General features: G+C 62.6%; 21 protein-coding genes, 1 tRNA gene and 1 pseudogene. 7 read left to right on the plus strand and 16 right to left on the minus strand.

What is annotated here, in order from left to right; translation table 11 throughout:
- Positions 1 to 204: 204 nt before the first annotated feature.
- From NF876_RS35295 to NF876_RS35305, 3 genes and pseudogenes are all read right to left on the minus strand, one after another.
- Positions 205 to 700: pseudogene (locus NF876_RS35295) on the minus strand (recombinase family protein); the annotation flags it as partial.
- A gap of 60 nt (positions 701 to 760) precedes the next feature.
- Entirely contained in the window at positions 761 to 1,192 is a 432-nt protein-coding gene (locus NF876_RS35300; protein WP_262272739.1) for a PIN domain-containing protein, read from the minus strand.
- The gene (locus tag NF876_RS35305) at positions 1,189 to 1,401 is read right to left on the minus strand and encodes a hypothetical protein (protein ID WP_262272740.1); all 213 of its coding nucleotides are present in this window, start codon (positions 1,399 to 1,401) and stop codon (positions 1,189 to 1,191) included. Before NF876_RS35305 ends, NF876_RS35300 begins: the two co-directional genes overlap by 4 nt.
- Before the next feature lie 391 nt (positions 1,402 to 1,792).
- Between NF876_RS35305 and NF876_RS35310 the strand changes: the two genes are divergently transcribed.
- The 4 genes from NF876_RS35310 to NF876_RS35325 all read left to right on the plus strand — a co-directional run bounded on the left by NF876_RS35310 (position 1,793) and on the right by NF876_RS35325 (position 5,796).
- A complete protein-coding gene (locus tag NF876_RS35310; RefSeq protein ID WP_262272741.1) occupies positions 1,793 to 2,950 on the plus strand; it encodes an RHE_PE00001 family protein in 1,158 nt (385 codons plus the stop codon).
- Positions 2,951 to 3,012: 62 nt separating this feature from the next.
- Complete coding sequence (locus NF876_RS35315) at positions 3,013 to 4,347, plus strand: MFS transporter (protein ID WP_262272742.1); 1,335 nt, start codon at positions 3,013 to 3,015, stop codon at positions 4,345 to 4,347.
- Positions 4,290 to 5,434 (plus strand): IS3 family transposase gene (locus tag NF876_RS35320; RefSeq protein ID WP_373696770.1). Its coding sequence is split into 2 segments (ribosomal slippage): positions 4,290 to 4,548 and positions 4,548 to 5,434, totalling 1,146 coding nucleotides; the frame shifts between segments, so codons are not numbered across the junction. The genes NF876_RS35315 and NF876_RS35320 overlap by 58 nt, the downstream gene beginning before the upstream one ends.
- Before the next feature lie 283 nt (positions 5,435 to 5,717).
- A tRNA-Lys gene (locus NF876_RS35325) sits at positions 5,718 to 5,796 on the plus strand.
- A gap of 509 nt (positions 5,797 to 6,305) precedes the next feature.
- Here the strand turns inward: NF876_RS35325 and NF876_RS35330 are convergent.
- The 4 genes from NF876_RS35330 to NF876_RS35345 all read right to left on the minus strand — a co-directional run bounded on the left by NF876_RS35330 (position 6,306) and on the right by NF876_RS35345 (position 14,535).
- A complete protein-coding gene (locus NF876_RS35330; RefSeq protein ID WP_262272744.1) occupies positions 6,306 to 7,286 on the minus strand; it encodes an ABC transporter substrate-binding protein in 981 nt (326 codons plus the stop codon).
- Positions 7,287 to 7,298: 12 nt separating this feature from the next.
- Entirely contained in the window at positions 7,299 to 10,667 is a 3,369-nt protein-coding gene (locus NF876_RS35335) for an adenylate/guanylate cyclase domain-containing protein (RefSeq protein ID WP_315975105.1), read from the minus strand.
- Positions 10,668 to 10,815: 148 nt separating this feature from the next.
- On the minus strand, positions 10,816 to 12,435 hold the full coding sequence (locus NF876_RS35340) for a peptide ABC transporter substrate-binding protein (protein WP_262272745.1): 1,620 nt from the start codon (positions 12,433 to 12,435) through the stop codon (positions 10,816 to 10,818).
- Positions 12,436 to 12,543: 108 nt separating this feature from the next.
- The gene (locus NF876_RS35345; protein WP_262272746.1) at positions 12,544 to 14,535 is read right to left on the minus strand and encodes a BTAD domain-containing putative transcriptional regulator; all 1,992 of its coding nucleotides are present in this window, start codon (positions 14,533 to 14,535) and stop codon (positions 12,544 to 12,546) included.
- Between the two features lie 356 nt (positions 14,536 to 14,891).
- Here NF876_RS35345 and NF876_RS35350 point away from each other — a divergent pair, with 356 nt between their 5' ends.
- Positions 14,892 to 15,281: a DUF6647 family protein gene (locus tag NF876_RS35350; protein ID WP_262272747.1), complete on the plus strand. Its 390-nt coding sequence runs from the start codon at positions 14,892 to 14,894 to the stop codon at positions 15,279 to 15,281.
- Here NF876_RS35350 and NF876_RS35355 read toward each other — a convergent pair.
- The 6 genes from NF876_RS35355 to NF876_RS35380 form a co-directional block, all read right to left on the minus strand.
- Entirely contained in the window at positions 15,278 to 16,300 is a 1,023-nt protein-coding gene (locus NF876_RS35355; RefSeq protein ID WP_262272748.1) for an amino acid ABC transporter substrate-binding protein, read from the minus strand. The two genes, NF876_RS35350 and NF876_RS35355, sit on opposite strands and share 4 nt — an antisense overlap.
- A gap of 119 nt (positions 16,301 to 16,419) precedes the next feature.
- Positions 16,420 to 17,262 (minus strand): DUF1194 domain-containing protein, encoded by an 843-nt coding sequence (locus tag NF876_RS35360; protein WP_262272749.1) that lies wholly within the window; start codon positions 17,260 to 17,262, stop codon positions 16,420 to 16,422.
- Positions 17,263 to 17,747: 485 nt separating this feature from the next.
- Complete coding sequence (locus NF876_RS35365) at positions 17,748 to 18,179, minus strand: cupin domain-containing protein (protein WP_262272750.1); 432 nt, start codon at positions 18,177 to 18,179, stop codon at positions 17,748 to 17,750.
- A 216-nt stretch (positions 18,180 to 18,395) separates the two neighbouring features.
- On the minus strand, positions 18,396 to 18,653 hold the full coding sequence (locus NF876_RS35370; RefSeq protein WP_262272751.1) for a hypothetical protein: 258 nt from the start codon (positions 18,651 to 18,653) through the stop codon (positions 18,396 to 18,398).
- 135 nt (positions 18,654 to 18,788) lie between these two features.
- A complete protein-coding gene (locus tag NF876_RS35375; protein WP_262272752.1) occupies positions 18,789 to 19,397 on the minus strand; it encodes a hypothetical protein in 609 nt (202 codons plus the stop codon).
- A 594-nt stretch (positions 19,398 to 19,991) separates the two neighbouring features.
- The gene (locus NF876_RS35380; RefSeq protein ID WP_262272753.1) at positions 19,992 to 20,213 is read right to left on the minus strand and encodes a hypothetical protein; all 222 of its coding nucleotides are present in this window, start codon (positions 20,211 to 20,213) and stop codon (positions 19,992 to 19,994) included.
- Between the two features lie 270 nt (positions 20,214 to 20,483).
- On the opposite strand from NF876_RS35380, the gene NF876_RS35385 reads away from it, so the two are divergent.
- Positions 20,484 to 20,906 (plus strand): sensor histidine kinase, encoded by a 423-nt coding sequence (locus NF876_RS35385; protein WP_262272759.1) that lies wholly within the window; start codon positions 20,484 to 20,486, stop codon positions 20,904 to 20,906.
- A 51-nt stretch (positions 20,907 to 20,957) separates the two neighbouring features.
- On the opposite strand, the gene NF876_RS35390 is transcribed toward NF876_RS35385, so the two are convergent.
- Both NF876_RS35390 and NF876_RS35395 read right to left on the minus strand, forming a co-directional pair.
- Positions 20,958 to 21,749 carry a DUF1194 domain-containing protein gene (locus tag NF876_RS35390; RefSeq protein WP_262272754.1) on the minus strand — a complete coding sequence of 264 codons (792 nt, stop codon included), beginning with the start codon at positions 21,747 to 21,749 and terminating at the stop codon, positions 20,958 to 20,960.
- A 5-nt stretch (positions 21,750 to 21,754) separates the two neighbouring features.
- Positions 21,755 to 22,639: a dienelactone hydrolase family protein gene (locus NF876_RS35395; protein ID WP_262272755.1), complete on the minus strand. Its 885-nt coding sequence runs from the start codon at positions 22,637 to 22,639 to the stop codon at positions 21,755 to 21,757.
- 218 nt (positions 22,640 to 22,857) lie between these two features.
- On the opposite strand from NF876_RS35395, the gene NF876_RS35400 reads away from it, so the two are divergent.
- Positions 22,858 to 23,229, plus strand: coding sequence for a hypothetical protein (locus tag NF876_RS35400; protein WP_262272756.1), 372 nt, complete (start codon positions 22,858 to 22,860; stop codon positions 23,227 to 23,229).
- 403 nt (positions 23,230 to 23,632) lie between these two features.
- Here NF876_RS35400 and NF876_RS35405 read toward each other — a convergent pair.
- The coding region (locus tag NF876_RS35405) for an IS91 family transposase (RefSeq protein ID WP_262272757.1) at positions 23,633 to 24,291 on the minus strand (659 nt) is incomplete at its 5' end.

The raw sequence follows: 24,291 nt of genomic DNA on the forward strand, positions 1-24,291 counted from the left end.
CCCGTCTGACCTCGAACCCGACCTCAAGGCGCAGAAGTCGGCGCCGCTTGCAAAGCTTGGCCATGGCGGTCCTCGTCCGTCATCGGTCTGGTTTGTCCAGAGCCGTTGAGGGATTTAACGCAGGACCGGGCGTGTGACGCCGGAGAGCCTCGCGAGCGACTGTATGGACAAAGCTGATCGCAAACTTTGCACCATTGTCTAACACGCCACTGTCAGTTTGCGGATGGTATCCGGGCGTTGTTCGCGAACCCCGGGGACTGCCGAGGATCTTCCCGCGGGTCTTTGCAGCCCGTAACCCGGCCTTGGTGCGCTCGGAGATCAGCGATCGCTCGAGCTGCGCCACAGAACCGAGCACTTGCAGCGAGAACATGCCCTGGGGCGTCGATGTATCAATCGGATCCTGAAGTGACTTGAAGTGCGCTCCCGTCTTCGCCAGCCCCTCGATGACCTCGAGCAAATGGCTCACTGATCGTGCCAGCCGGTCGAGGCGCACGACCACGAGCACGTCTCCAGCCCGGATCTCTCTGAGCAGTTGAGCGAGAACCGGACGAGCCCGGGATGCCCCGGACCCTTGCTCCCGATGGATCGCCACGCAGCCGGCCGCCTTGAGCTCGATGAGCTGGGCGTCCGTTATCTGGTCCTCGGTCGACACACGGGCATAGCCGATCAGTCGCCGTTTCGGGACCGGGGAGGGGGCCATCAGAGTCGCTAATCTCGGCCCGGTTCTCCGGCTTACTATAGAGAAGATGACGTCCGAAGCTTATACGGCTGACACCAGGTTGGTGGTCGACCATGAAGGCCAGCCGGTCCCTGCGAAATCACGATCGTGGCTCCATAGGTCAGTATCCAAGGTCCAGGCCAACGCCAGCAAGTGGGCATCGGTGACGCTGCCGTTACGGGACGCCGGTCCGCTCCTGAGCGCTGTTTCGGCCGCTGTCCTATCCTCGTCGGCGACGTCCTCACGGGCAATAATGGTCACGAGATCAAGCAGGCTTTCTAGAACGGCGAGATCGCTGGGCCTGACGTGCCCAACCACCCGATAGGCCTCATTAAAGGCTTCTTCGCTGGTGATCAGGCTTCGCCGCTCTGAGATCAGGTCCAGGTGTCCACCGGTCGTTGACCCCAGGACCGCGGCCACGAGGATATTGGCGTCGACCACCAAGGCTACTGGGACGTCGCGCGGTCGGCTCAAGGACCGAACTCGCGATCAAGGGCAGCCTGCTCCTCAGGGGAGCGTCGGGATTGCGCCTGTGCCAGCGCCTGACGGAACCGTGCCCGAGCCGCCTCAGAAGCGGGGCGCAGGGGAACGAGCAGAGCAACGGTCCGCCCGTCGCTCTGCACCGGAACAGCTCCGGGGAGCTGCTCGATCGAAGCCGCCGACAGTTTCTGGAGTTCTCTCATCGTTATCGCACGTGCCATAGCATGTATGTAAACGTGTAGGACGGCATTTTCGAGCAAGTCGAAGACGATTTGTACAATTTCATGAGACGCGTACTAAAGATCGTTTGAAGACGTCTTTTAAGCCGATCCGTTAACGAGGCGGAGAGGGAAGGACTTCCCCGGCTCAAACGAAAATGGTTTCAGAAACAATGGTTTCAATCACCATTCCCTGTCCATGCTGGCTCCTGTAAAATCCCAGGAGAGCTTGCCGGCAACAGCAGTTTCCGCCGCACCACACGTCACCAAGCAGAATGCTGGATTTCCTCATACCAGGACGTAGCGACGCCTTGCTTTGCTTCCCTTTGTCAAGCTAGAACTCGTGAGATCAGCAACTTAGCTGGAGGACGCAAGCGTGGTTTTCGGAAGCAGGGCAGGGGATGACGATGAGGAGCAACTGGCGCCTCCCACCTACGCCCTTCCGGATCTGCCGTGGGAGACCATTGCCGGCCGCCTCGAGCAGATCACCATTGCTGTTCTCCGGTTCGACGCCCGACTGGAGGCATCCGGCCTCGCCGCCGGCTGGCAGTCCCGGTGCGACATGACCGAAGCCGTGCGGGCTCTGATCCTCGATGGCCACTTGGTCGATGTCGGTGATCTGGTGCTGCATGACGCCGGGATGGACGTGCGCCACCCCACCCACGAACTCACGCGGGCGGCCGCGGCCCTGAAGTCACGGCGGACAGCCCTGGCGCGCAAGCCGCCGTGGCCGCTCTCGATCGATGGCTTGTCTGCCTTGCGCGGCATCGGTGGCATCGCGGACGAGACGGCACCTCGCTCGAAGGTAAAGCGGCCTGATCCCGACGATGACGAAGCCTATCCGCCCCATGCCAACGATGCCGATCCCTGGAAGGCGCACTTCGCTGAGATCGATGCCCTGCTCGACCGCACCAGCAAGGTCCTCGCCGGCGAAACACCGTTGCGCAAGAACCGCTCGCATCTGGTCTACGATCCGGATCAGGATGAAGCTGAGAACGAGGATGTGTGGCTGGATCTGGTCAAGCGCACCAGCCACTGGCCGGCGGTCGCAGCGGCGGCCGTGGCGTGGAATGCCTGGCTCGATCTGAACCTTTATACCCGCCATCCCTGGCTCGGGCTCGTCATGGCCGCGTCGATCCTGCGGGCGCGCGGCCTGACCAACCATCTGCTGCCACTGGCCGCCGGGTTCAAACAGTCGAAGTTCCGGCCGCAGGGCCGGGAAGGGGCGAAGGACAAGCTGGATGGCTTCTGCAGCGTGATCGAGGAGGCGCTGCTCATTGCCAATAAGGACCTCGACCGGTTGATTTTGGCCCGTGAGCTGATGGGCCGGGTGACGGCGAAGACCCGCTCCAACTCGAAGCTGCCGGCGTTGGTCGACCTGTTCCTGTCGCGCCCGCTGGTGACGGTGCCACTCGGGGCCAAGCTGCTCAAGGTCACGCCCAAGGCCATCGACCTGATGCTCGCCCAGCTCGGCGGCGCCCTGCCGCGCGAACTCACCGGTCGCACCCGCTACCGCGCCTGGGGCATCGTGTAACCTCTGGCCGGCTCACCAACCGCGTGAATGCACCATCAAGGCTGCCCCATCAACACCTCATCATGCCCATGACCTCACCACGCAAGTTGCCTGCCGCAAGGTTCTCGGATGGTCTGCCCAATCCGGCACGGCTCTGGGCCTTTCTGGCCATCGCCATTGCACTCACCATGGCGGTTCTGGACAGCGCGATCGTCAACGTCGCCCTGCCAGTGCTGGCCCAGCAGCTTCAGGTGGATCCGGCAACAGCCGTTTGGGCCGTCAATGCCTATCAGCTGGCGATCACCGTCTCACTCCTGCCTCTGGCGTCCCTTGGCGACGCCGTGGGGTATCAGCGGATCTACTGGGCTGGGCTCCTCGTGTTCACCGTGGCCTCGCTCGGTTGTGCCCTCGCTGGGTCATTTCCGCTGCTCATCCCTGCTCGGATCTTGCAAGGTCTAGGGGCGGCTGGGATCATGAGCGTCAATATCGCTCTTGTCCGGTTCATCTATCCGGCAAAGCTCCTCGGCAGAGGCATGGGGAGCACGGCACTCGTGGTGGCCGTCTCATCGGCGGCCGGACCCACTCTCGCCGCGGCCATCCTGTCGGTTGCATCCTGGCCCTGGCTCTTCCTGATCAACGTGCCCCTCGGCGTGTTCGCGCTCATTGTGGCCGCCCGGACCTTGCCGGAGACGCCGCAATCGGCCCGACGGCTCGACGGGTTGAGTGTTCTGCTCAATGCCCTGACCTTCGGGCTCCTGATCACCGGGATCGATGCCCTCGGGTCCGGCGATCTCACCTATCCGTTGCCTGCATTAGCCGGGGCCGTCGTAGTAGGGTTCGTGTTCGTCCGCTACCAGCTCTCGCTGCCGATGCCTTTGCTGCCCCTGGATCTGCTCCAGCGGCCGGTGTTTGCTCTGTCGATGCTGACCTCGGTCTGTTCGTTTGCCACCCAGTCGCTCGCTTACCTCGCACTCCCCTTCTACTTCCATGATGAGTTGGGGCGCAGTGTGGCTGAGACCGGCATGCTGATGACCCCATGGCCCCTGGCGATTGCGGTGGCCGCACCTGTTTCCGGCCGCCTCGCCGACCGGTTCTCCCCCGGTTTGCTGGGGGGCATTGGCCTTGCCACCCTTGCTGGCGGCTTGGCTCTCCTGGCTATGCTGCCGAATGATCCGTCGACCGCGGACATCGTCTGGCGGCTGACAGTCTGCGGCTTGGGATTTGGTTTGTTCCAATCGCCCAACAACAAGGCCATCATCACCAGCGCGCCGCCCGAGCGCAGTGGTGGTGCGAGCGGCATGCAATCATTGGTCTTGCTTCGGAACAATGGAGAGCACTCTTATAGCCCAGGAGGATCTCCATGCCCCAGACACGCTTTACGAAAGAGTTTCAGGATGAGGCGGTACGGCTTGCTCTGACGAGCGGCCGCAGCCGACGGGCGCTTGCCGCGGATCTCGGCGTCGGCCTGTCGACCCTGCGCCACTGGATCGACCGCCGCCGGGAGCGTGAGATCGACGATCCGCCCGAGGAGCGCCAAGAGGACATGGCGGCCGAGCTGAAGCGGCTGCGGCGCGAGAACGAGATCCTGCGCCAGGAACGCGAGATCCTGAAAAAGGCCACGGCTTTTTTCGCCAAGGAGGGAAGTCGATGAGGTTCAAGTTCATCGATGTGGCGAAAGAGAGCTTCCCCGTCACCCGTCTGTGCCAGGTTCTGGGCGTGAGCCAGAGCGGCTATTTCGCCTGGCGATCCCGTCCGGCGAGTTGCCGTCAGCGGGAGGACCTGGTCTTGCTGGCCCATATCCGCTCAGCCTTCGCGCGTTCGAAGGAGACCTACGGCAGTCCCCGTGTCACCCGCGAGCTGCAGGCCGAAGGGCTGCCCGTCGGCCGCCGCCGGACCGCCCGGCTGATGCGGGAGAACGGCCTGAAAGCCCGGCACAAGCGCCGGTTCACGCGCACCACGGACAGCCATCATGCTTTTCCGATTGCGCCCAACCTGCTCGAGCAGGACTTCTCGGCCGAGCGCCCAAACGAGAAGTGGGCCGCCGATACCTCCTACGTGTGGACGAATGAGGGCTGGCTGTACCTGGCCGTGGTCCTCGATCTCTTCGCCCGCCGGGTGGTCGGCTGGGCGGTCAGTGACAGCCTCCACAAGGAGCTGGCGCTCGAGGCGCTGCGCAAAGCCCTGGCGATCCGCAGACCAAGTGAGGGGTTGATCCATCACGCGGACCGCGGCAGTCAATATTGTTCGATCGAGTATCAGGCGGAGCTGAAGAAGCACGGCATCCGGATCTCGATGTCCGGGAAAGGGAACTGTTATGATAACGCGGTGGTCGAGACCTTCTTCAAGACCTTGAAATCTGAACTGGTCTGGCGCACCGTCTTCCAGACGAGGGCCGAGGCCAAGCAGGCGATTGGTCGTTACATCGATGGTTTTTACAACCCCGTCCGGCGTCACTCGACGCTCGACTATGTCAGTCCGATTCAGTTCGAAAGGCTCGCCAGATAGCGATCAAATCGCTCTCCACTAAAGCGAAGCAACTCCACATCGGCCCGGCTGCTCGGTCAGTCCCTGGGAGCGGCATTGGCGGCAGTTCTGTTTGGCCTGGCACCCAACAATGCGACAGCCATTGTCCTGTGGTTAGGGGCGGGCCTGTCGGCGATCGGATGTGTGACGAGCAGCTTGCGGACGCTAAGGGGCGGCAAGCCACTCGAAGACTAAAGAGAGGCCGCGACAGAGGCTATGGTTGCGGGCAGAAACATACTCGTCTTATGAGCAGAGCGATCGTCCTGAGTTTGTCAGCATCAACCGGCAGGAGCCTCTGACTTTTAATCAGAGGGTCCTGGGTTCGAGTCCCAGCGCGCTCACCAACAATATTAAAGGGTTACCGGCATCTGCCCTTTGATGCGTCTTCTCCCAGGTAGCCAATAGGTAGCCAAACATTTGAGCAGCCGCGGCCAGATCGTATTCCCAGCCATTCCGGTCCCGGAACCAAGCATGACGAAGTGAGTCGCTCGAAGCCTTGCTTCCGTCTTGTTCTCAGCTCGATCATAACGCAATCGCGGAACAGCTTGTCATTGTGTCAGAAAGGTCCGGTCTTGCACCGTGAGCAGACTTACAGTTGGCGCCCCTGAATTTCTCAAATTTGACCCAGCTTGTGTCAAAACACAAACAGGTCCGCTCTCGACGAACTATTTGTACAACATCAGCCTTGTTTGCCGTGAATTCTCGGGTCTAATCGGCCTCACGAGACATAGAATTGCTCCAGCGAACGACACGTCAGCGTTTTTACACAACCAAGACCCGAGGCTGACGTTGGCACCGGCTGAACCCAAGGCTGCGATGTCTTAACCCTCGAGGGCAGTTAGCGCTCACCCGTTCAATAGGCACTATCAAGGAATTGAGCCGCATTCGTCTTATCAAAGAAGCGGTCAGTGATAACCACCCACGGCTCGATCGGCTCGCCCCTGGCGTAGCGGGCCATAGTCGCGAAGGCCACAGGGCCAAAGCGTGGGTTTGTCTCGACTGTAGCCAGCAACTTGCCATCTATGATGGCCTGCAGGGCGGTGCGCGTTCCGTCCACGGAGACAACGATCACGTCCTTGCCGGGTGTTCTGCCGACCGCCTCCAGTGCCGTCATGGCACCGATCGCCATCTCATCATTGTGGGCAAAGATGGCGCTCGCGTCCGGGTGCACTCGGAGCAGGGCCTCCGTGACCTGTTGGCCCTTGGCGCGCTCGAAATCGGCCGGCTGAGAGGCGACAAGCGTCATGTCACGATGGGCCTGGATGAAATCCTCAAACCCCTTGCGGCGACCATTCGCCGGAGACGAGCCTGGGAGGCCTTCGAGCTGAACGATTCTGGCGTTTCCATTCGTGGCCTTGGTTAGTGCCTCGGCGGTGCGCCTGCCTTGCTCAACAAAGTCGGAGCCGATGAAGGTGACGTAGTCCCTCCCGGCTTGGGCAAGGCTTGGGTTAACGGTACGGTCGAGCAGGATCACTGGAATGCCAGCGCTTTTGGCGGCCATCACAGCTGGGATCAGCAGCTTCTCATCGCGCGGCGCGAGAAAGATCAGGTCCACGCCCTGAGCGATCAGCGCGTTGACATCGGCCACCTGCTTGTCGGCCGAGCCGCCCGCGTCGGTGTAGATCAACTGGTCTCCACGCTTGATAGCCTCGGCCCTTATGCTGTCCAGCTGCGCTCTGCGCCATGGCGAGGCCGATCCCGGCTGCGAGAAGCCGACCGTATAGTGCTCCTTCGGCCTGAGCCGAGGCGGTTCCTGCGCTCCTGCGCTGCCCAGCCCCACCATCGCCAGAGCACCCACACTTGCCACGCATCGGAAAAATGCTCGTCTTAGCATGTCGGATCTCCATCAATTCCGTTCTGTGTCAGCCGGGTGCGCACCAGTCCGACAGAGAGCGAGCAGGGCCTTGGCAGCCTGAAGGTCATGCGTGCCAAAGCCTTCGGTGAAGCTGCCGAACACGGACCTCAGCAGGGCATGAGCTGCTTGGTTACGCCCTTGGCCCAACCAGTGCTGAGCCAGTTTGGTGGCGACACGGAGTTCGAACCACTTGGCCCCTTGACCGCGTGCTACCGCAAGAGCCTCACGAAAGCTCTGCTCTGCCTGCTCAAACTGGTGATCCGCTGCCTGGAGCACCCCTCTCAGGCGCAGCAACTCGGCATGGACCCAGTACTCGTCGGTTTTTACCTGCGCGGCGAAAGCTTCCTCCAGCAGAGCCTGTGCCGCATTCCCATCACCAGCTAGGAGGAACCCCTCGGCGACGCGGCCGAGCTGGTAGGGGCTCATAATTGTTGTCCCGCTCGCCCGCCATGCCGTTAAACCCTGCTGCAGTTCACAGCCGCCTTCCCGGAGCTCGCCCCGTCGGATCAAAGCTAAGCCGCGGATCATCCTCGCATTCGCGACACCGACGGTTGACCGTTGGTCTTCTGCTAAGGCGAAGACGGCATCCGCATTGCGCAGGAGCTCCGTGTCGCTTCGGGCCAAGTCATAGAGGTCGCCCGTGAACCGCAGAGCATGGGCAAGGGTCGGAGGATGCGATCGCTGGCGCGCCCGTGCCAGTGCTCGCTCGGCACCTTCGAGTGCCTGGTCCGGGTTGCCGGTCATCAGCAGGGCAAGGCTGTTGAAGCACGAGGCACACACGCCGGGGTCATGGCCGCCGAAGATCAGCGCATGGTCGCGGTGTGCCTCTGGGTCATACAGATTCAGGTTGGACCGGGTCAGCTCAAGGGTTCTGGCGAACTTCCCCTCGAAGAGCACCATGGAGTATTCGGCATGCTGGGCCTGGAGCCGGTAGGCCGGGTCCTTCAATTCGTCCGCCAGGCGATAAAGCTCCTGGATGAGCTGGTGGGCGACGGGGCGTCCCTCTTGCGCGTACGCAACCAGCCAGCTGCCCCAGAGGACGACAAACAAATTGCTGGATCGCTGATGCTCCTGTGCGACGTCCCGAGCCCGGTCGTAAATGCGTTTCACCTCGGGCGCCCAGCTCGGCATGACCATCATCAGCACAGGGCCGAGAGCTGTGAGGAGGCCAAGCTCCAGCTCGTCTCTGGCCGCAGACGGCGGGAGCCGCTCGAGCACGCTCAGGCCTTTCCGGTAATGGGCAATCGCCTCCTGATTGGCATACTGGCGGGCGGCCTGATCGCCCGCCTCGCGCCAGGACAGGACCGCCTGCTCGAACAAGCCTCCCTCGGTGCAGTGGTGAGCAATGGTCTCGGGCCGGGCTTCTTCAGGGGACTCATGAAGCAGCACCCGTGCGATCCGGGCGTGGAGATGTTGGCGGCGGTCCCGCAGGAGGCTGGAATAGCCTGCATCCTGCACCAGAGCGTGTTTGAACACGTACATCGCTAATGGTGGCACCCCCCGTTGGACGAGCAGGCCACCCTGAACCAGTTGATCGAGAGATGTCCGCAACGATCCATCGTCCTGGTCAGAGACCGCGCGGATCAGCGCGTACGAGAACTCCCGGCCAATGGCCGAAGCGGTCTGGGCGACCTCCTTGGCACCAGGGCTGCGATCCAGCCGAGCTGTGAGCGCATCGTTGAGGGTGACTGGAATGGCACCGGCCTGCAGGGGCTTGTCCAGAACAAAGTGATCGCCACAGTCCTGCACCGAGTTGCTTTCCAGAACCGCCTTGGTGAGCTCCTCCACGAACAGCGGGACGCCCTCGGCGCGGGTTGCAATCTGACCGAGGATCTCCGCGGGAAGGGCTTTGCCGGCCGTACGGGCGGCGATCACGGCACTGCGGTCGTCGTCCAGGCGATCGAGCGCTATTGTGGTAACGTGCGGGCGGTCGGCCCAGGGCAGTGAAGCCTCTGGGCGGAACGTCATCACCAGCAGGATCGGCAGGGCTTGAACACGGTCGACGATCACGTGGAGCAGCTCCCGTGAGCTGGGGTCGACCCAGTGGACATCCTCCCACATCATCAGGATCGGGGCGGACCGGCTCGCAATCTCTATCTGCCGCATAAGGGCTGCGAAGGTGTGCTCCTTCCGGGCCTGTGGGCTCAGGGAAAGGACCTGATAGCGCTTGCCGGTCGGTAGCGCCAAAAGATCGGCCAGCAGGTCTTGATCCTCGACCGGTATATTCGTTCGCGCGAGGAGCGCCTCCAGCTTGTCCAAGCGTTGCACGTTCGTGTCGCCCGGCTGGAAGCCGGCCGCACGCTGCAGTTGGTCAATAACGGGGTGGAGGGCGCTGTCACTGTGTCGGGGCGAACAGAAATAGCTCAGCTCGGTGTGAGGCGTGCTCTGGAGGTGTTCCTGCAGACTGGCGGTGAGCTGGGACTTGCCGATGCCGGGTTCGCCCGAGATCAGGACGACCTGCCCCTGGCCATCCCGAGCCTGCCGCCAGCGCCTGAGCAACCGACCCATTTCCTGGTCACGCCCCACCAGCGGGGCTTGGTGCATGCGCAGAGCTTCGAAGCGACTGTCGATCGATCGTTCGGCGGTGACCTCCCAGGCCCGGATCGGCTGACTGAAGCCCTTGAGGAGAACCGCGCCGGCATCCCGGCACTCGAAGCGGGGGCCTACGAGCCGCCGTGTGCTGGGTGCGATCACCACAGTACCAGGCTCCGCCAGGGCCTGGAGCCGCGCCGCCAGGTTTGGGGTCTCGCCCACGACGCTGCGCTCCTGGGCGGCGCCGGAGCCTAGGAGATCGCCGACAATGACCAGTCCGGTGGCAATCCCAACCCGGACCTGGAGGCTTTCACCCCCAGCGATCAAGTGGTTCACCGCGTCAACGAGCGCAAGACCCGTGCGCACGGCCTGCTCGGCGGCGTCCTCTTGAGCCTGCGGATAACCGAAATAGGCCAGCACCCCGTCGCCCATGTACTTGGCCACGAAGCCACCGTGATGCTGCACGACCTTGGCCACGCGGGCGTGATAGTCTCGGATCACCTCGCGCAGGTCCTCGGGATCGAGGCGGGCCGACAGCGCGGTTGATCCGACCAGGTCACAGAACAGGATCGTCAGCTGTCGGCGCTCCGCCTGCGGGACTTCCTCCGTGGAGTAGGGCTGAGATGTAGGGGCAGGCGGTGCGGCTTGCGCCTGAAGGCGGGCGATGGCAGACAGGAGCTTGCGCCGATCGCCAACCGGCACCACGCCGAGTTCCTTAAGGTCCTCGGCCGTGAGTTCCGGCAGCACGTGCTCATCCACGGCATTGTCGCGGAATGCGAGCTCATACCGGCCGAGGCCAAGGCTGCGCAACCAGGCTCCCACGTCCACAGTCTGCCCTCCAAGCAAACGTGACGCTCCGTGGCCACGGCTTCAGCCTAGCACCATTCGGCTGTAGCAGCATCCCTGAGATGTCTCGGAAAGGTCTCTGTCTGGTGAGTGCCGTCCGTGACGGTAAAACCACCAGCGTCCAAACGATCTACGGCGTGAGTTGCATGAAACGCGTTGCATTGGCTCCTACCGGGTTTGGGTAAAAGCCTTTGAGTTTTTTAGAGATGATATTCCTGTGGGCATAAAAGAGAAGCGGCACGTAAGGGACGTCCCGAGCGATGATTGTGTCGGCGGTGTGGAGCAATTGGGCTCGCACTGCCAGATCAGTCTGGTCTGCAGCTCGGCGCATCACATCGTCGAACTCGGGGTTCCGGTACCGCGAGTAGTTGAGACCTGGATTGTCCGACTGGAACAAGAAAAGAAAGTTCTGTGGGTCGGAGTAATCTGCAATCCACCCACCCCTGGCGACATCAAAGTCACCGCCATTGCGAAGGTGTGAGAAGTGAGCCGTCGCGTCGGAATTGATGAGTGTCGTGTTGATACCCAGCGCGTTTTTCCACATGTCGGCAATCGCTACCATCGTGCGACGATTGTTGTCGCTCTCGTTGTAGCGGAGGCTCACGTTGAGCGCCTGCAGGCCAGGGCCATAGCCGGCAGCGCGCAAAAGCTGACGAGCCGCTTCCTCGCGTTCGATCAGGGTGATCGCTTTGTAAGCTGCTTCTGCTGGCTGTCCATAATTTCCGATTCCCGGAGGAATAAAGCTGTAGGCCGGGAGCATTGTACCGGACCAGATCGCTTCGCTTAGAAACTCCCGATCAATGGCCATCGACAGAGCATTGCGAATGCGACTGTCACTAAACGGTTGCTTCTGGGTGTTGAAGGCCAAGTAGTAGGTGCCGAGAGAGGGCGCGACCGAAACCTGAGCGCCGAATTTGTCGCGCAAGGATTTATATTGGTCCGTCGGAAAATCGCTCACCGAGTGGAGTTCACCTGCCAAGAACCGCCTCACCCCAGCCGATACATCCTTGACCGGATGGTAGTAGACCGTATCAATCTGGACACCATCGGCATCATAGTATTCATGGTTCTTTTTCAGCACCACATGAGAGTTGGGAACGTTCTCAACGAGAGTGTAAGCGCCATTCGAGACAAGAACCTCAGGACGAACGAAATCCGACCCGTTCATTCGCAGATTGCCTGGATGCAGCGGGTACGCGGCTTGGAGCGCAAGGAGCTCGAGGAAATAGGGAGTGGAGCGCTCCAGCCTTATAATGAGCGTCTGGCTATCTGACGCTTCAACGCCAAGGTCGTCCGGTCCCGCGCCAAGCCTCTTATGCAATTTCTCGGCCGCCAGGATTGGGTAGTACAGACTCGCGTATCTTGCTGCCGTATCAGGCGTGAGAAGGCGTCGAAACGAGAAGACGAAGTCCGCCGCCTGAATGGGGTCTCCATTGGACCACTTCGCGGTTGGGCGCAGGTGAAACGTATACGTTTTTCCGTCTCCGGACACATCCCAACTTTGCGCAACACCTGGGATCAGCTTTCCCATCGCGTCGTGCGCCACAAGACCTTCGAACAGGTCTCTCAGGATCTTCGACTCGTTGGTGCCTGAGGTCTTCTGGGGATCGAGCGTGTCGGGATCGCCATCGATCCCTCGGTGATAGATCACTTCAGCAGCCGATTGGGATGATACGGTGAGTTGTGTCGTGAAAGCGGCCAAAAGTACAAGACCCAGGACTTTCCAAGACACTCTGTGGGGGAGGCCCATCAGTCGGCTCCTATGTGCTGGACGTGTCGTTAATAGCATTAGGCAAATCGCGATCTGACCGCTTGCACTCGCTTACTCGACTTTCGCCCGGCTCTGGCATTGGTCCGCTCATCCCAGCCCTGCCAACTCCAAACCGCGCTCGTAGTGCTCTAGGTCGGCCGCGTGCTGGAACCGGGCCGGCAATCGCAGCCACCCAATCGGGCCGCCAACCGCCCGCAGCTCCTCCTCGCCCAGACGTTGTTGCAGGGTCGCACGCATCCGCTGGGCATGCATGGCCGCCTCGTCCAGGCGTCCGGCATAGGCGGCTGCCGCAGCCAGCCAGCCGCGGTTGGTGGTGATCCGGTCCGGCGTCTGCCGCAGCCAGAACAGCGCGTCTTCGTACCGGCGGCCGACGAAACAGGCCTTGCCGATCTGCTCGGCGGAGACCGGCGGAAAGTATGGGTTGAGCCGGATGGCTTGCTCCGCCTGCCCGATGCCGCGCTCGGGCTCACCCGCATAAGCGTATTCCAGGCCGGTGTAGCCGAGCGTCTCGACGTCACCGGGGCTGAGCGTCATGGCGCGATCCAAGTGAAAGCGGGCGCCGGCGAAGTCGCGTCGCATCTGGAGCAGCATGCCGAGCAGCCAATGGCCCTGCGGATCCAGGGGATCGAGGGCAATCGCCTGCTGCGCATGGCTGATCGCCCGCTCCCGCCGGCGATCCTCTTCTCCCGGCGTGATCCCGCCGGTCGAGACGTAGCACACGGCGAGCCCACAATGAGCAGCGGCCGAGGACGGATCCTGTTCCAGCGCGCGGCTGAAATGCTCGAGGGCTTTGGCGTGTGACGCATGAGCGATCGAGCGCTGGTGCTCGCGCCCGCGCAGGCACTGCTCATACGCGCTTAGCGACTGTATCTCCCGGTGGCGGATCCGCTCCAGCTCCGCTTGCTCGACCTGCACCGGGATGGAGGCCACGATGGCCATGGCCGCCTCTTCCTGGAACGAGGGCAGCTCCTCCCAGTCACCCTGGTAGCGCTCGCCCCAGACTTGGCGCTGCGACGCGTTATCAACCAGCCGCGCGGTCACGCTCAAGCGGTTGCCGGTGCGCCGGATGCTGCCCTCGACCGTGTAGCGGGCACCGAGTTGGCGCAGCCGACCTTCCGGGTCAGCCTCCTGACCGAGTGCGAAGGACGTGTGCCGGGCGAGGACTCCGAGCCGGCGAAAGCGCGCCAGATCGCTGATGACATCCTCCGTCAGGGCCGCTGGCAGGCTGACCAGCGCTTGGTCCTCGGAGAGGTCCCGGAACGGCAGGACGGCCACGAGGGGCCTGCCCTCCGACGGTAGGTCGCTGCGGCCCAGAATCCAGGCAGCATTGAACGGCTCCGGGGTGGAGCGCCTAGGGGTCTGGCTCACGGTCCGGGCGAGTTGCTCGACCTCGGCGCTTGGCTGGATCTGGAGATCCCGCGCCAGACGGGCGCGGAACTCGCCATAGTGCTCGGCCGCAAACGCCCATTCGCCCTGGGTCAGATGCAGCCGCATCAGCGCCGCGTGCATGCGCTCGCAATAGGGATCGATCGCGAGGTAGCGCTGGGCACAGGCTTTGGCCTCCGTCACCTCGCCGCGCCACAGCCGGAGCGAGAACAGGTTCCAGAAGGCCGAGCGCGCCACATCGCGCAGGCGCTCCCGTTCTGGCAGGAGCCAATCCTCGTATTCGGGGGTGAGATCGACCGCATCCGACAGCAGATCGCTGCGGTACAGATCGCAGGCCTTCGCGAGCGACTCAAGGGTGCCTTCCGCCGCGAGCGCCTCGAAGCGCCCGACATCGACGGTGACACGGTCCAGGTCGAGCCAGACCGATTGGCTGTCGCTGCGGAGCGGCCCCGAGCTTCCGCCCAGGATCGTTCTGAGCTGATGCAGGACGAAGCGCAGGTTGCCCTGGGCATGCGGCGGATCGGAGTCTGGCCACAGCAACGCCTGGAGGGTGTTGCGCCGATGCTTTGCGCCGGGGCGGAAGGCCAAGCGCGCCAGGAGCTGGGGACCCTTCTCGCCCGCGAGCTCGATGGGTCCGCGGACGGGATGCCGCAGGCGAAGCCCATCGAGCAGTGCGATCTCGAGTTCCGTCATGGAGGCCTCGGACGCTGTCGCAGCAGGACCAGTCTAGCACCGCGCCAGGATCCACGAAATGCCGGGAGGCACCCGCCTCACGCCCGTCTAACGCTCCGTCGTCCCAAATCGCAGACCGCGCTTTCTGCTCATTTGGGAGGATTGATGCGATGGCGAAAACTCGCTCGTCCCGATGCCAAAACGGCGATAACGATCCACCCCTTGCTCCACGGAACACGCTCCGTCTAGCTAATGTGATTGCCCTGGTCGCCTGTACCCTCGCGTTGCCGTTGGCCACTTTTGATCCTGCCCCGGCCAGGGCGGGCGGATCCGACGGATGCCTTGAGGGCGATTGGATCGCTGAGGCACGAGCCTTCGTGACGGAAGAGATGGGCACCCCAGCTCCAATGGCTTGCGTGCGCTTGGCCGGAAAGGAGCGCCTGGACCGGCTCGTGTTCCCGGCGGCCATTGGCGGGAACCACGGCGAGACCGTAACTGCCGTCTACGTACCGGCCACGCACGAGATCCTGCTCGCTGACGATCTCGATCCTGGCACCCCGCTCGCGCGGAGCTATCTCGTCCACGAACTGGTGCATGCGCAGCAGTTCGCGAACCGGGCACATGAGCACGCCTCATGCCCAGGCGTGCTGGAGGTGGACGCCTACGGCACACAGGCCCTCTATCTCCGGACCAGAGGGCTGCGAGAAGAGGCGTTCCTTCTTCAGGTAATGGGCATGCTCCAAGGTGCTTGCGGCTACTCGGACTAGCGGACTGGCAGGCCGTACTGGAGGCCGCCCTTGGTCCAGAGCGCGTTCTGGCCCCGTTTGATCTTGAGTGGGGATCCCTCGCCAACGTTGCGCTCGAAGCTCTCGCCGTAGTTGCCTACGTGCCTGATGATGCGCACGGCCCAGTCATTGGTCAGACCGATGGCCTCGCCGAACTTGCCCTCAGTGCCGAGCAGGCGCTTGATCTCCGGATTGGCCGAGACCTTCATCTGCTCGACGTTGGCCTTCGTCACGCCGAGCTCCTCGGCATCGAGCATGGCATTGAAGGTCCAGCGCACGATGTCAGCCCATTGGTTGTCGCCCTGGCGCACCGCCGGCCCGAGCGGCTCTTTCGAGATCACCTCCGGCAGGATCACGTGATCGTCCGGGTTCGAGAGGGTCAGGCGCACGGCATAGAGGCCGGAGATGTCGGTTGTCATCGCATCGCAGCGGCCGGCCTCATAGGCCGCCTTCGCCTCTGTCGCATTCGCGAAGCTCACCGGCTTATACGTCAGGCCATTGGCGCGGAAATAGTCGGCGAGGTTGAGCTCGGTCGTGGTGCCCTGGTCGGTGCAGACCGACTTGCCATTCAACTCCTTGGCTGAGGCAAGTCCGAGCGTCTTGCGGACCATGAAGCCCTGGCCATCAAAGTAGTTGATCGCGGGGAACTCGAGACCGAGCTGGGTATCGCGCGACATGGTCGCCGTCGAGTTGCGGGCGAGCACGTCGACCTGTCCGGACCTGAGGGCCGTGAAGCGATCCTGCGCCGAAAGCGGGACGAACTGCACCTTGGCCGGGTCGTCGAAGATGGCGGCCGCGATGGCGCGGCAGAGATCCACATCGAGGCCGGTCCAGTTACCCTGCGCATCCGGCGCGCCGAAGCCGGGAGCGCCCCGGTTCGAGCCGCAGGTCAGGACGCCCTTCTGCTTAATACTGGTCAGTGTCGCCTGGGCTGACGCTCCCGTGGCGGCAAGCCCCGCTATGATGACTCCGAGGGCTGCCGATATCGAAATCCTCGTCATGATCTTGCCTCCCTCTGCTCACCGGTTGCAGCCTGGCTCAGCCTGGCCTGGATTTCAGGTTGCGGAATGTCGATGATCCTTCCTGCTGCCGCGCCGGTCCCGAAGGGATTTCGGCGGATTCAGCACACCGATCCTTCCTCCGAACACGGATCATGAAAGCACCTGGGCCGCTCTCCCCCGGCACGCTGCACGAGGGCTCGGGCCTGCGGGCGATCCGCAATCTCGCGCACGATCTTCAGCCGGGTGGCCTCGGCAAATTGGCTCGGCTCGCGAACCGGGATCATGAACGCGCCCGAGCCACCGATGACGCAGTCGCGAAAGTACAGGTCCAGCTCCGCGGTCTCCCAGGTGCCGGCAGGCCGCTTCAGCACGATCGGCAATCCGTTGATGGTGACGTCGTGAGCCAGGGCCTCGTTGCGGGCCAGGGTCACCATCCGGCCTTGGTTGTTCGCTCCATCCCCCGAGATGTCGATCGCCCGGCGTGTGGCACGGACCGCGCCCTCCCGAAGCTGCTGGACGCCGAAGTCGATGGCGGCGGAGATGGAAGTGTGCTTGCCCTGGTGCATGGAGCTGCCGGCCAAGCGAGCCGCGAATGCGCGCCCGTCCGCGGGATGCTCGATCACGGTCCAGGGTATGACGACCTGCTGCTGTGAGCTGCCGGCCCGCTCGACGTACATGACGGCGATGCGGCCGGCGGAGCCTTTCCGGACCGCCTCGTGCACCTCAGGCGACCGGAATGCCTCGATGAAGCCCTGTCGTTCCAGCGTCAGCTCCTCGACGTCCATCGGGGGGGACACGTCAACGGCCAGCACCAGGGCCAGGTCGGCTCCTGTCGTTGCCAGGGAGGGTTCGAGCGAGCCGGCATCCGGCTCATCCACTGGATGCGAGGCGATGTGGTGGGCTTGGGCGGGGAGCAGCAGGCTGATGAGGAACGCGGCAACGAGGGCCAAGCGCGCAGCCATGGGATGCTCCCTGCGCTGGGCGGCGTGGGCGCTGGATCGGCGTCGGGAGGCCGCCGGAGGGGCTGAATCGATCGTTGGTCCAGGATACGCCTGTTCCGCGCCCCCTGCAATTTGACCATTCTAACCTTTCGCTGGTTCCGGGAGTGTCTCAGGTCGGGGAAGTTCTGGACCCAGAACGTTGCGGCGCGACGGCCTCAGCGGCTTGACGAGACCACTAACCCCATCGGCATCCTTGCCGGGATCACGCTCGGCATTCCGGCCCTACTGCTGATCCCGCTGGTCGGCATGAACCCCGGCGTTCAGGAAGGGACCTTCACGACTGTTGTGACCCTCCTCGTCGGTTCTGCCTTTGTCATGGCGGCGGTGTTTGAGATCAAGCGGCTCGCTGATCAACGCTCCGCTTCTAACCACCATGGAGGCGGGACAGGACACCTTCAGATCGTCAAACGGTTTGAGCCTCACGGGCGCTTTGTGCCGACAAGCAGTTAAGCTGGCACAAGACCATGACGAAGCATGATCTCCTGAATCTTCGCCAGATCCGGCTTGCCCGGCACGTTGACCTCTTGGGCCACCTCCTCGAAGTAGCGCCGTCCGATGGAGCCGGGCGTTAGGACGATCAGAGCCCGTGCCGTCTCAGAGTGCAGGTTCTCATGGTGATGGACGCTTCCACGGGGCAGGAGGAGGCTGTCGCCTTTCCGAAGCTCGTGCCTTTGACCATCAAGGGTGGTCGTGAGTATTCCCTCCAGCCCGTAGACGATCTCATCGACCTCGAGATGATAATGGGGGGCTGGCACCCGAGCGTCGGCTGGCACCAGAAACTCAAACATCACGACGCTCCCGGAACCTTGGGTCTCATCAACCAAGAAGTGGAGTTCCAAGCTGCCGATCTGCACGATGGTATCACTGCGGCCTTCCATCGGTGGCCTCCATCGCGGTAAGCATTCTTACGGTCATATTCGCTCTCCTTGATGGCTGATAAGGCGTCAAAGCTGGTGAGGTCCAGCAGCCTTGGTGTGGCTGCGCCAGGGCTGAACCTGACATGCGGCGGCGTCTTGGCTGTTCGGGGGCGCTCCATCAGCCAGTACACTCTGCTTCGGGCCGCTACGGCTACCCAAACACATAGAGGCAGTCTGCTATCCGACGAACTGCACGTCAGGTCTGCCTTGCACACCCGAGCGCTGCATGGCGGTCTTCAAATCCTCCGACGCAGCAAATGCCTCAGCTTTCTGGCGGTCGGCCATGTCGAACAGGATCACGAGATCATCCGGGTCCTCTGCCGAGCGGAACACTCTTCCGTTGGTCAGGCCTGCTGAGCTTCGTGCGGGCTCGTGCGCGTCATAGACAGGACGCCAAGCTTCATAGTTCTGAACGCGGTGGTGGATGATCATCATAGCCATGGCGCATCCTCTCGCTTGTGAGTTGCTGCTGGTCTTCAGGTCAAGCGGCTCGCCGATGAGCCCTCAAATACGGATCCATTTCACGTCCTCAGCCGCGACCGGTCAGACGCGGCTGAGGACGTGTTCAACTCATTTCTTCGGAGACATTGATGTATCCGTGGCGGCCGCAGCGTGGCTATGTGCCGAACTCATGTCCATAGGGATCATCAGGTGCTGGTACTTGTTGCCAGGGAACATCACGAAGGGCTGTGTCGGATCGGCATCAACGACATTTTGGTACGAGGCAGAGGCTGCCATCTCCTGCACGGCCTTGCCTGTGATCATAATGTGCGGTCCGGTCTCCACCCAATGTGAGTGGTCTTTCGCGCCGGGTTGATGATTGCTGGTGCCTTGATCACCCGTCAGCATGTAGATGAACCCAGCCTGAGCAGGCGGATCGGCATCGTTATAGATGGCCCTGTACCATGCCATCCCACCCTCGTCGGCGCAGAATGGGACGCCGCTGGGCTCAATGCCACAGGTGAAGCCATTTGTTCCCTTTTGCAGAACTTCGGTGGGCTCGAATTTCTCGTTGATGCGTGCGATGGTGGATTTCTTGCCGACATCCTGGGGAGCCGCCATCATCGCCTTTGCTATGTATTCAGGGCCACCAGTCGGTATGTCCTTGGTCGGCTTGTCATAGCCTGAGGCGGCGGTAACGCAGAACGCAACTGACGCGAGAGTGTAAAGCCTGTTCATGGCTACCCTCCTGTCGTTGGCGACCGGCCTGTCATTTTACTACGAAAGCCAGGATCAGGACAAAGATTGTCTGTTTTCAACCTGAAAAGGCTTGTTCACTGGCCTTGGCACAACCCCAGTCCCAAGACACGTAATATAGTATCTCATGTGCCTGACACGATGCCATCAAATTCCAGGGCGGACTTCAATCACGTCATTCATCATGATCTTTGAGAGGCCGCGAAGTTCCGATGAGACCCTATACGGAACGTAAGTAGAAGAACGCTAAAGCTAAGAAAAGCGCCGCTCCGCAGAGGGCGCTCAAGGTGTCGGACCCGTAGGGGCAAAAAGGGCTCCGATTGATCATCATCTATTCAGATCGGATTCATCCTGTCACTGCTCTACTTGCAGTCCAGGTGCGGTGTTCTGACACCGGTTGGTCCCAAGCTAGGGATCCGTACTTATTGCATACCTCCTTCGAGGTAGGTATGCGGTGATCTCCCGTGGGGGCAACTACGGGCCGGAAGGGTCGCGCACATGGTCAAAAGACCGGGCGCGGCCCTTTTTCATATGCGGCTCTGGCTATCCCTCGCCATGTGAAACTCCGCCCTAACCTCATAGCGCTGGCTTGGCACCAATCGTCTCCCCAGGATGGAACCGCTGGATGTTCAGCGTGTAGCGCTCGCCGACGTGCAGATCGACCTCCTGGGCATCGATGTTGTTCAGGATCAGGGTGATCTCCTGTCCGCCTTCGGCTCCGGTTCCCTCGAACTCGGCTTCGGTGCGGTGCTCGTCCTGAACCATGCGAACGAGCTTGAAGGCCGTCAGAGGTTTCATGGGCGCGATCTCCTCTCAGGGGGCTAGCCCAAGCATTGGCCGGGACCTGGGCTATGTCATCCTCGCTGGCCTCCAGCTTCAACCCCCAAAGTTTTGCCTAAGGTCCAGTATGGAACCGGGAATAAGGCGCTGAAGGTTAATCATTTTTCCTGCGCCGGAGTGCCACTGCCTCGCTTCTTCTTCGATACCTACGAAGGTCAATTCCTAGCTCGTGACGAGCAGGGGCAGGAATTGGCGGGTCCGGGCGGTGGCTACAGTCCATGACCAGCTCTGGCGCCGGGCGGATGCGAGCGAGGTCGGCCTAGCGTCCTTTCTGTCCAGTCTGGCCGCTGCGGTCGCCACCGCCGCGCCAGGCATGCGACGGTGGTCGAGGTCGAGTCCGCGATGGTGTCGGCCGACTTGGCCATTCCGCTCGGCCTGCCCGTCAATGAACTCGTCACCAACGCCTACAAGTACGCTTACGCCCCCGGTAAGGAGGGCGAAGCGCGGGTCGCCAGCACGCGCACGACCAAGGAGCACTACCGGCTCGAGGTATCGGACCTTGGCCGTGGTCTGCCGAGCGACTTCGATCTCGGCTGCTCCCGGACAAGCCTTGGGACGCGCGTCGTCACCAGCATGGCCGCGCAGCTCAACGGAACGTTGACGGTCAGCCCTGCTGAACCCGGCTCCGGTTCACGCTGGAATTCCCCCTGAGAGGGCTCTGAGCGGACCGCTTGAGGCAAAACGGGATCGAACGACACCCTATCATCTGGCTGTCGGTTGGTGTCGTCGGAGTTCGCCAGCCAGACAATTCGTCGGTAAGGCATCATGGGCAGGCTGGATAAGCGAGCGAGGATTTGATCGATCCGTGATCTCCCGGATGATCTTAGCCTTGATGGCCTCGACGAACTGCGCCTTCTCCCGCACGGGAACCAGAAAGGCCCCTGGACCGCCGATGACACAATCGCGGAAGTAGAGGTCGAGATCCTCGATATCCCAGAGGCTGCTGGGCCTCTTCAGCATGATCGGCAAGCCGTTGATGGTGACGTCGTGAGCCAGGGCCTCGTCGCGGGCCAGGGTCACGGTACGACCGGTGTTGTTGGCCCCATCACCCGAGATATCGATCACCTGACGGTCCGCTTGCAGGCCGCTGTGACGCAACTGCTGGATGCCGAAGTCAATGACGCCCGATATGGACGTGTAGCCCATGCGGTGGACCGGGTTCCGCAAAAGCCGCTCGGCGAAGGCCGGGCCATCGGCGGGCTGCTCGATGACGGTCCAGGGGACGATGATCTCCTGATCGAAGGCTCCGGCCCATTCCACGTAGATTACGGCAATGCGCCCCAGCATGCCCTGGCGGATCGCCCGATGGACCTCGGGGGACTGGAACGCCTCGGCGAAGCCGTGCCGCTGGAGGTCCTGCTCATCCGGCTCCATTGAAAACGAGGCGTCGACCGCCAGCACCAGTGCGAGATCAACCCTGGTTTCTGCCGGAGCCGCTGCCCCGTTCAGGAGCAACAACCCGCCGGCCAGCATCAGGGTGGTCATAAGGCTCATGGCGACTACTTTCGGCCGAGGGTCCGGTCAAGGAACTCGTGAGCGCGGGCCTGCGCATCCTCGGCGGCCTTCGGATCGTAGGCTGTCGGAAACCCGAGGATCTCACCCGTTGGGTCCCAGTGTGGGTCGGCAAAGCCGTGCTTCACGCCGGGATAGACGTGGACTTCAACAGGGTTGCCGTCTGCCCCCGTGGGACGGGCGCCCTCTTCGCAGTGTGCTCCCGTCCGCCGGTCGTCCTGTCCCACCAGGATCAGCAGCGGAAATGCAGGGTTCCGGATCACCTCGGCACAGGGCGCATAGAACACGACCCCTCCCTTGAAGCTGAGGTTCTCGCTGTTGACCACACTCGACAGCGTTTGGGGATCGGCCAGCGTGAGGACGAACACCCCACCGGTTGCGAACCCGAGGAGACCCACCCGGTCGCGTTGCACCATGGGCAGCCCGGCCAAGTAGAAGAGCCCGCCATAAGCGTCAGCAACCCGGTCTACGCCGGCAGGTTCCTGACCGTTCAGAAAACACCCGGCTTGCGCATTACGCGACGTCCAACTGTCGATCACAAGGGCGACATAGCCCCACGATGCCAGCCGTGCCGGGAGTGTCTCGCGGACGAACGGGGTCAGGCCGATGCAGTCGGGCAGCACCACGACAGCGGGAAAGGGACCATTCCCCTCAGGCTTGGCCAAGTGCCCCTCGATGCTGCCGCCCGGTGTCGGTTTCGGCTCCTCGCCGCGCTCGCGCATCCTGCGGGCCATCAGCCCTCCGACAGGCCGGGCGGCGGCCTGAAGATCCACCTTCTCGACAGCGATGCGCGGTGGCTCTGATCCGGATTGTTGAGCCCATGCTCCGGTTGCGAGAACAAGCCCTAAGGCCACACTGATGAGATACCGCATGGCACTGCTCCCGTGCCTGATCCCATCGGCTGAATTTATCACTCCAGGCCATTGTTGGCCAAGGGAATGAGAGGCCGCCATGGCTCTTCCGTGGGGCCTGCTACCCATTCCACCCATGCGCTTATCGGAAGTTGCGCAGGTCTGGCGTATAATGGGCCGTGGCGTTCGTCTTGACGCTCTTAGGAGCGCCGCCGGTCTTGTCAGGGATGGAGCGGCCCATGCCCCTCAAGCTTGCCCTCGTCGTTGCCGTGCTCTCATTGGATCCTGAGCTTCCATCGGAAGCTCACGACATCTACTCACACCTCACGGATAAGGTCGGCGCGAGTTGCTGCGACGAGCATGATTGTCGACCTGCTCCTTACCGCGTGACCCCGACTGGGGTGCAAATGTACGTCGATGGCGAATGGGATGATGTGGCGGATCAAACGATCCAGTATCGTGCCTTGCCGGGGGATACCGGCGAGACCCGCGGAGGGCACTGGTGCGGCACGGCCATTTACGAGTATGGCGGCAGGGTGGTGCGCCATGTAACCCACTGCGCCATCCTGCCTCCAAACTCCACATCTGCATCGGATCGACACCAAGAGTGATTTCCCTTCCACACAGGCCCTGCGCCAAACTGGTGAAATGGAAGGTCTCTTGATGTTAAGGCTTGTTGGATGCCTGCCGCGGCGGGACGGTGCTGCTGCACGAGCGGCAGGCGTTCGACAAGCCTCAAAGGAGGAAACCGCGGCCCACCGCGCAGGGGCTGCGGATGTTATGGGGATTGTGGCGTCGGCATAGGGTGCTGAGCCACTATCACTGACGAGATCCGGTGTGGGTGAGTGCGCCGTGAAGAGCACCGCCAATCCAGCGAAGGAGACCATCGAAGCGCCAGCGGCCCGCAAGACACCGCATGGGGATCACCACAGAGAGCGACACAGCGAGCGCCGGTGCGCTGAATGCAGCGGCCATCGTCAGTGCCATGACGGTCACGAGCGGGCAGGCGGGAGGTCATGAGGTGTCGATCCGGATCGGGTGAGAGGGCGCCGGGTAGGGGGCACATCCGCGGGCGAACCGCTCAATGATGAGCATGCGCCCGCCGCAGCACGGGCAACACCGCGACGGCTCAATCGGTGCATCAGGAGCATCGGCCATCGGCTTGTCGGCCGCCGCCGCCAGCAGCGTCCGTGCACGAGCGAGGTTTGCCTGACGCACGCCATTGCCGAACAACCCGTAATGGCGGATGCGGTGGAAGCCATCGGGCAGCACGTGCAGCAGAAAACGGCGGATGAACTCATCCACGCTCAGCCGCATCACCTTGGAGCGCGCACGCCCGTCCACCCGATAATCCTTCCAGCGGAAGCTGACCCCCTCCGCATCGCAGGCGATCAGCCGGGAGTTTGAGATCGCCACCCGATGCGTGTAGCGCGCCAGATACGCCAGCACCGCGGCGGGCCCGCTGAACGGGCGCTTGCAGTAGACCACCCACTCCATCCGCCGCAGCCCCGCCAGCAAGGCGTTGAACGCCTCCGGCTCGGCCAGGTGCGCCTGAGCTCCGAAGAAGCCCAGGCGCCCGGCCGCCTGAGCGCGAGCAAGCCCATCCAGGAACAGGCGTCGGAACAGCCGCGAGAGCACCCGCACGGGCAGGAAGAAGTTGGGCCGACACGCCA

The organism is Microvirga yunnanensis (genome assembly GCF_025460875.1).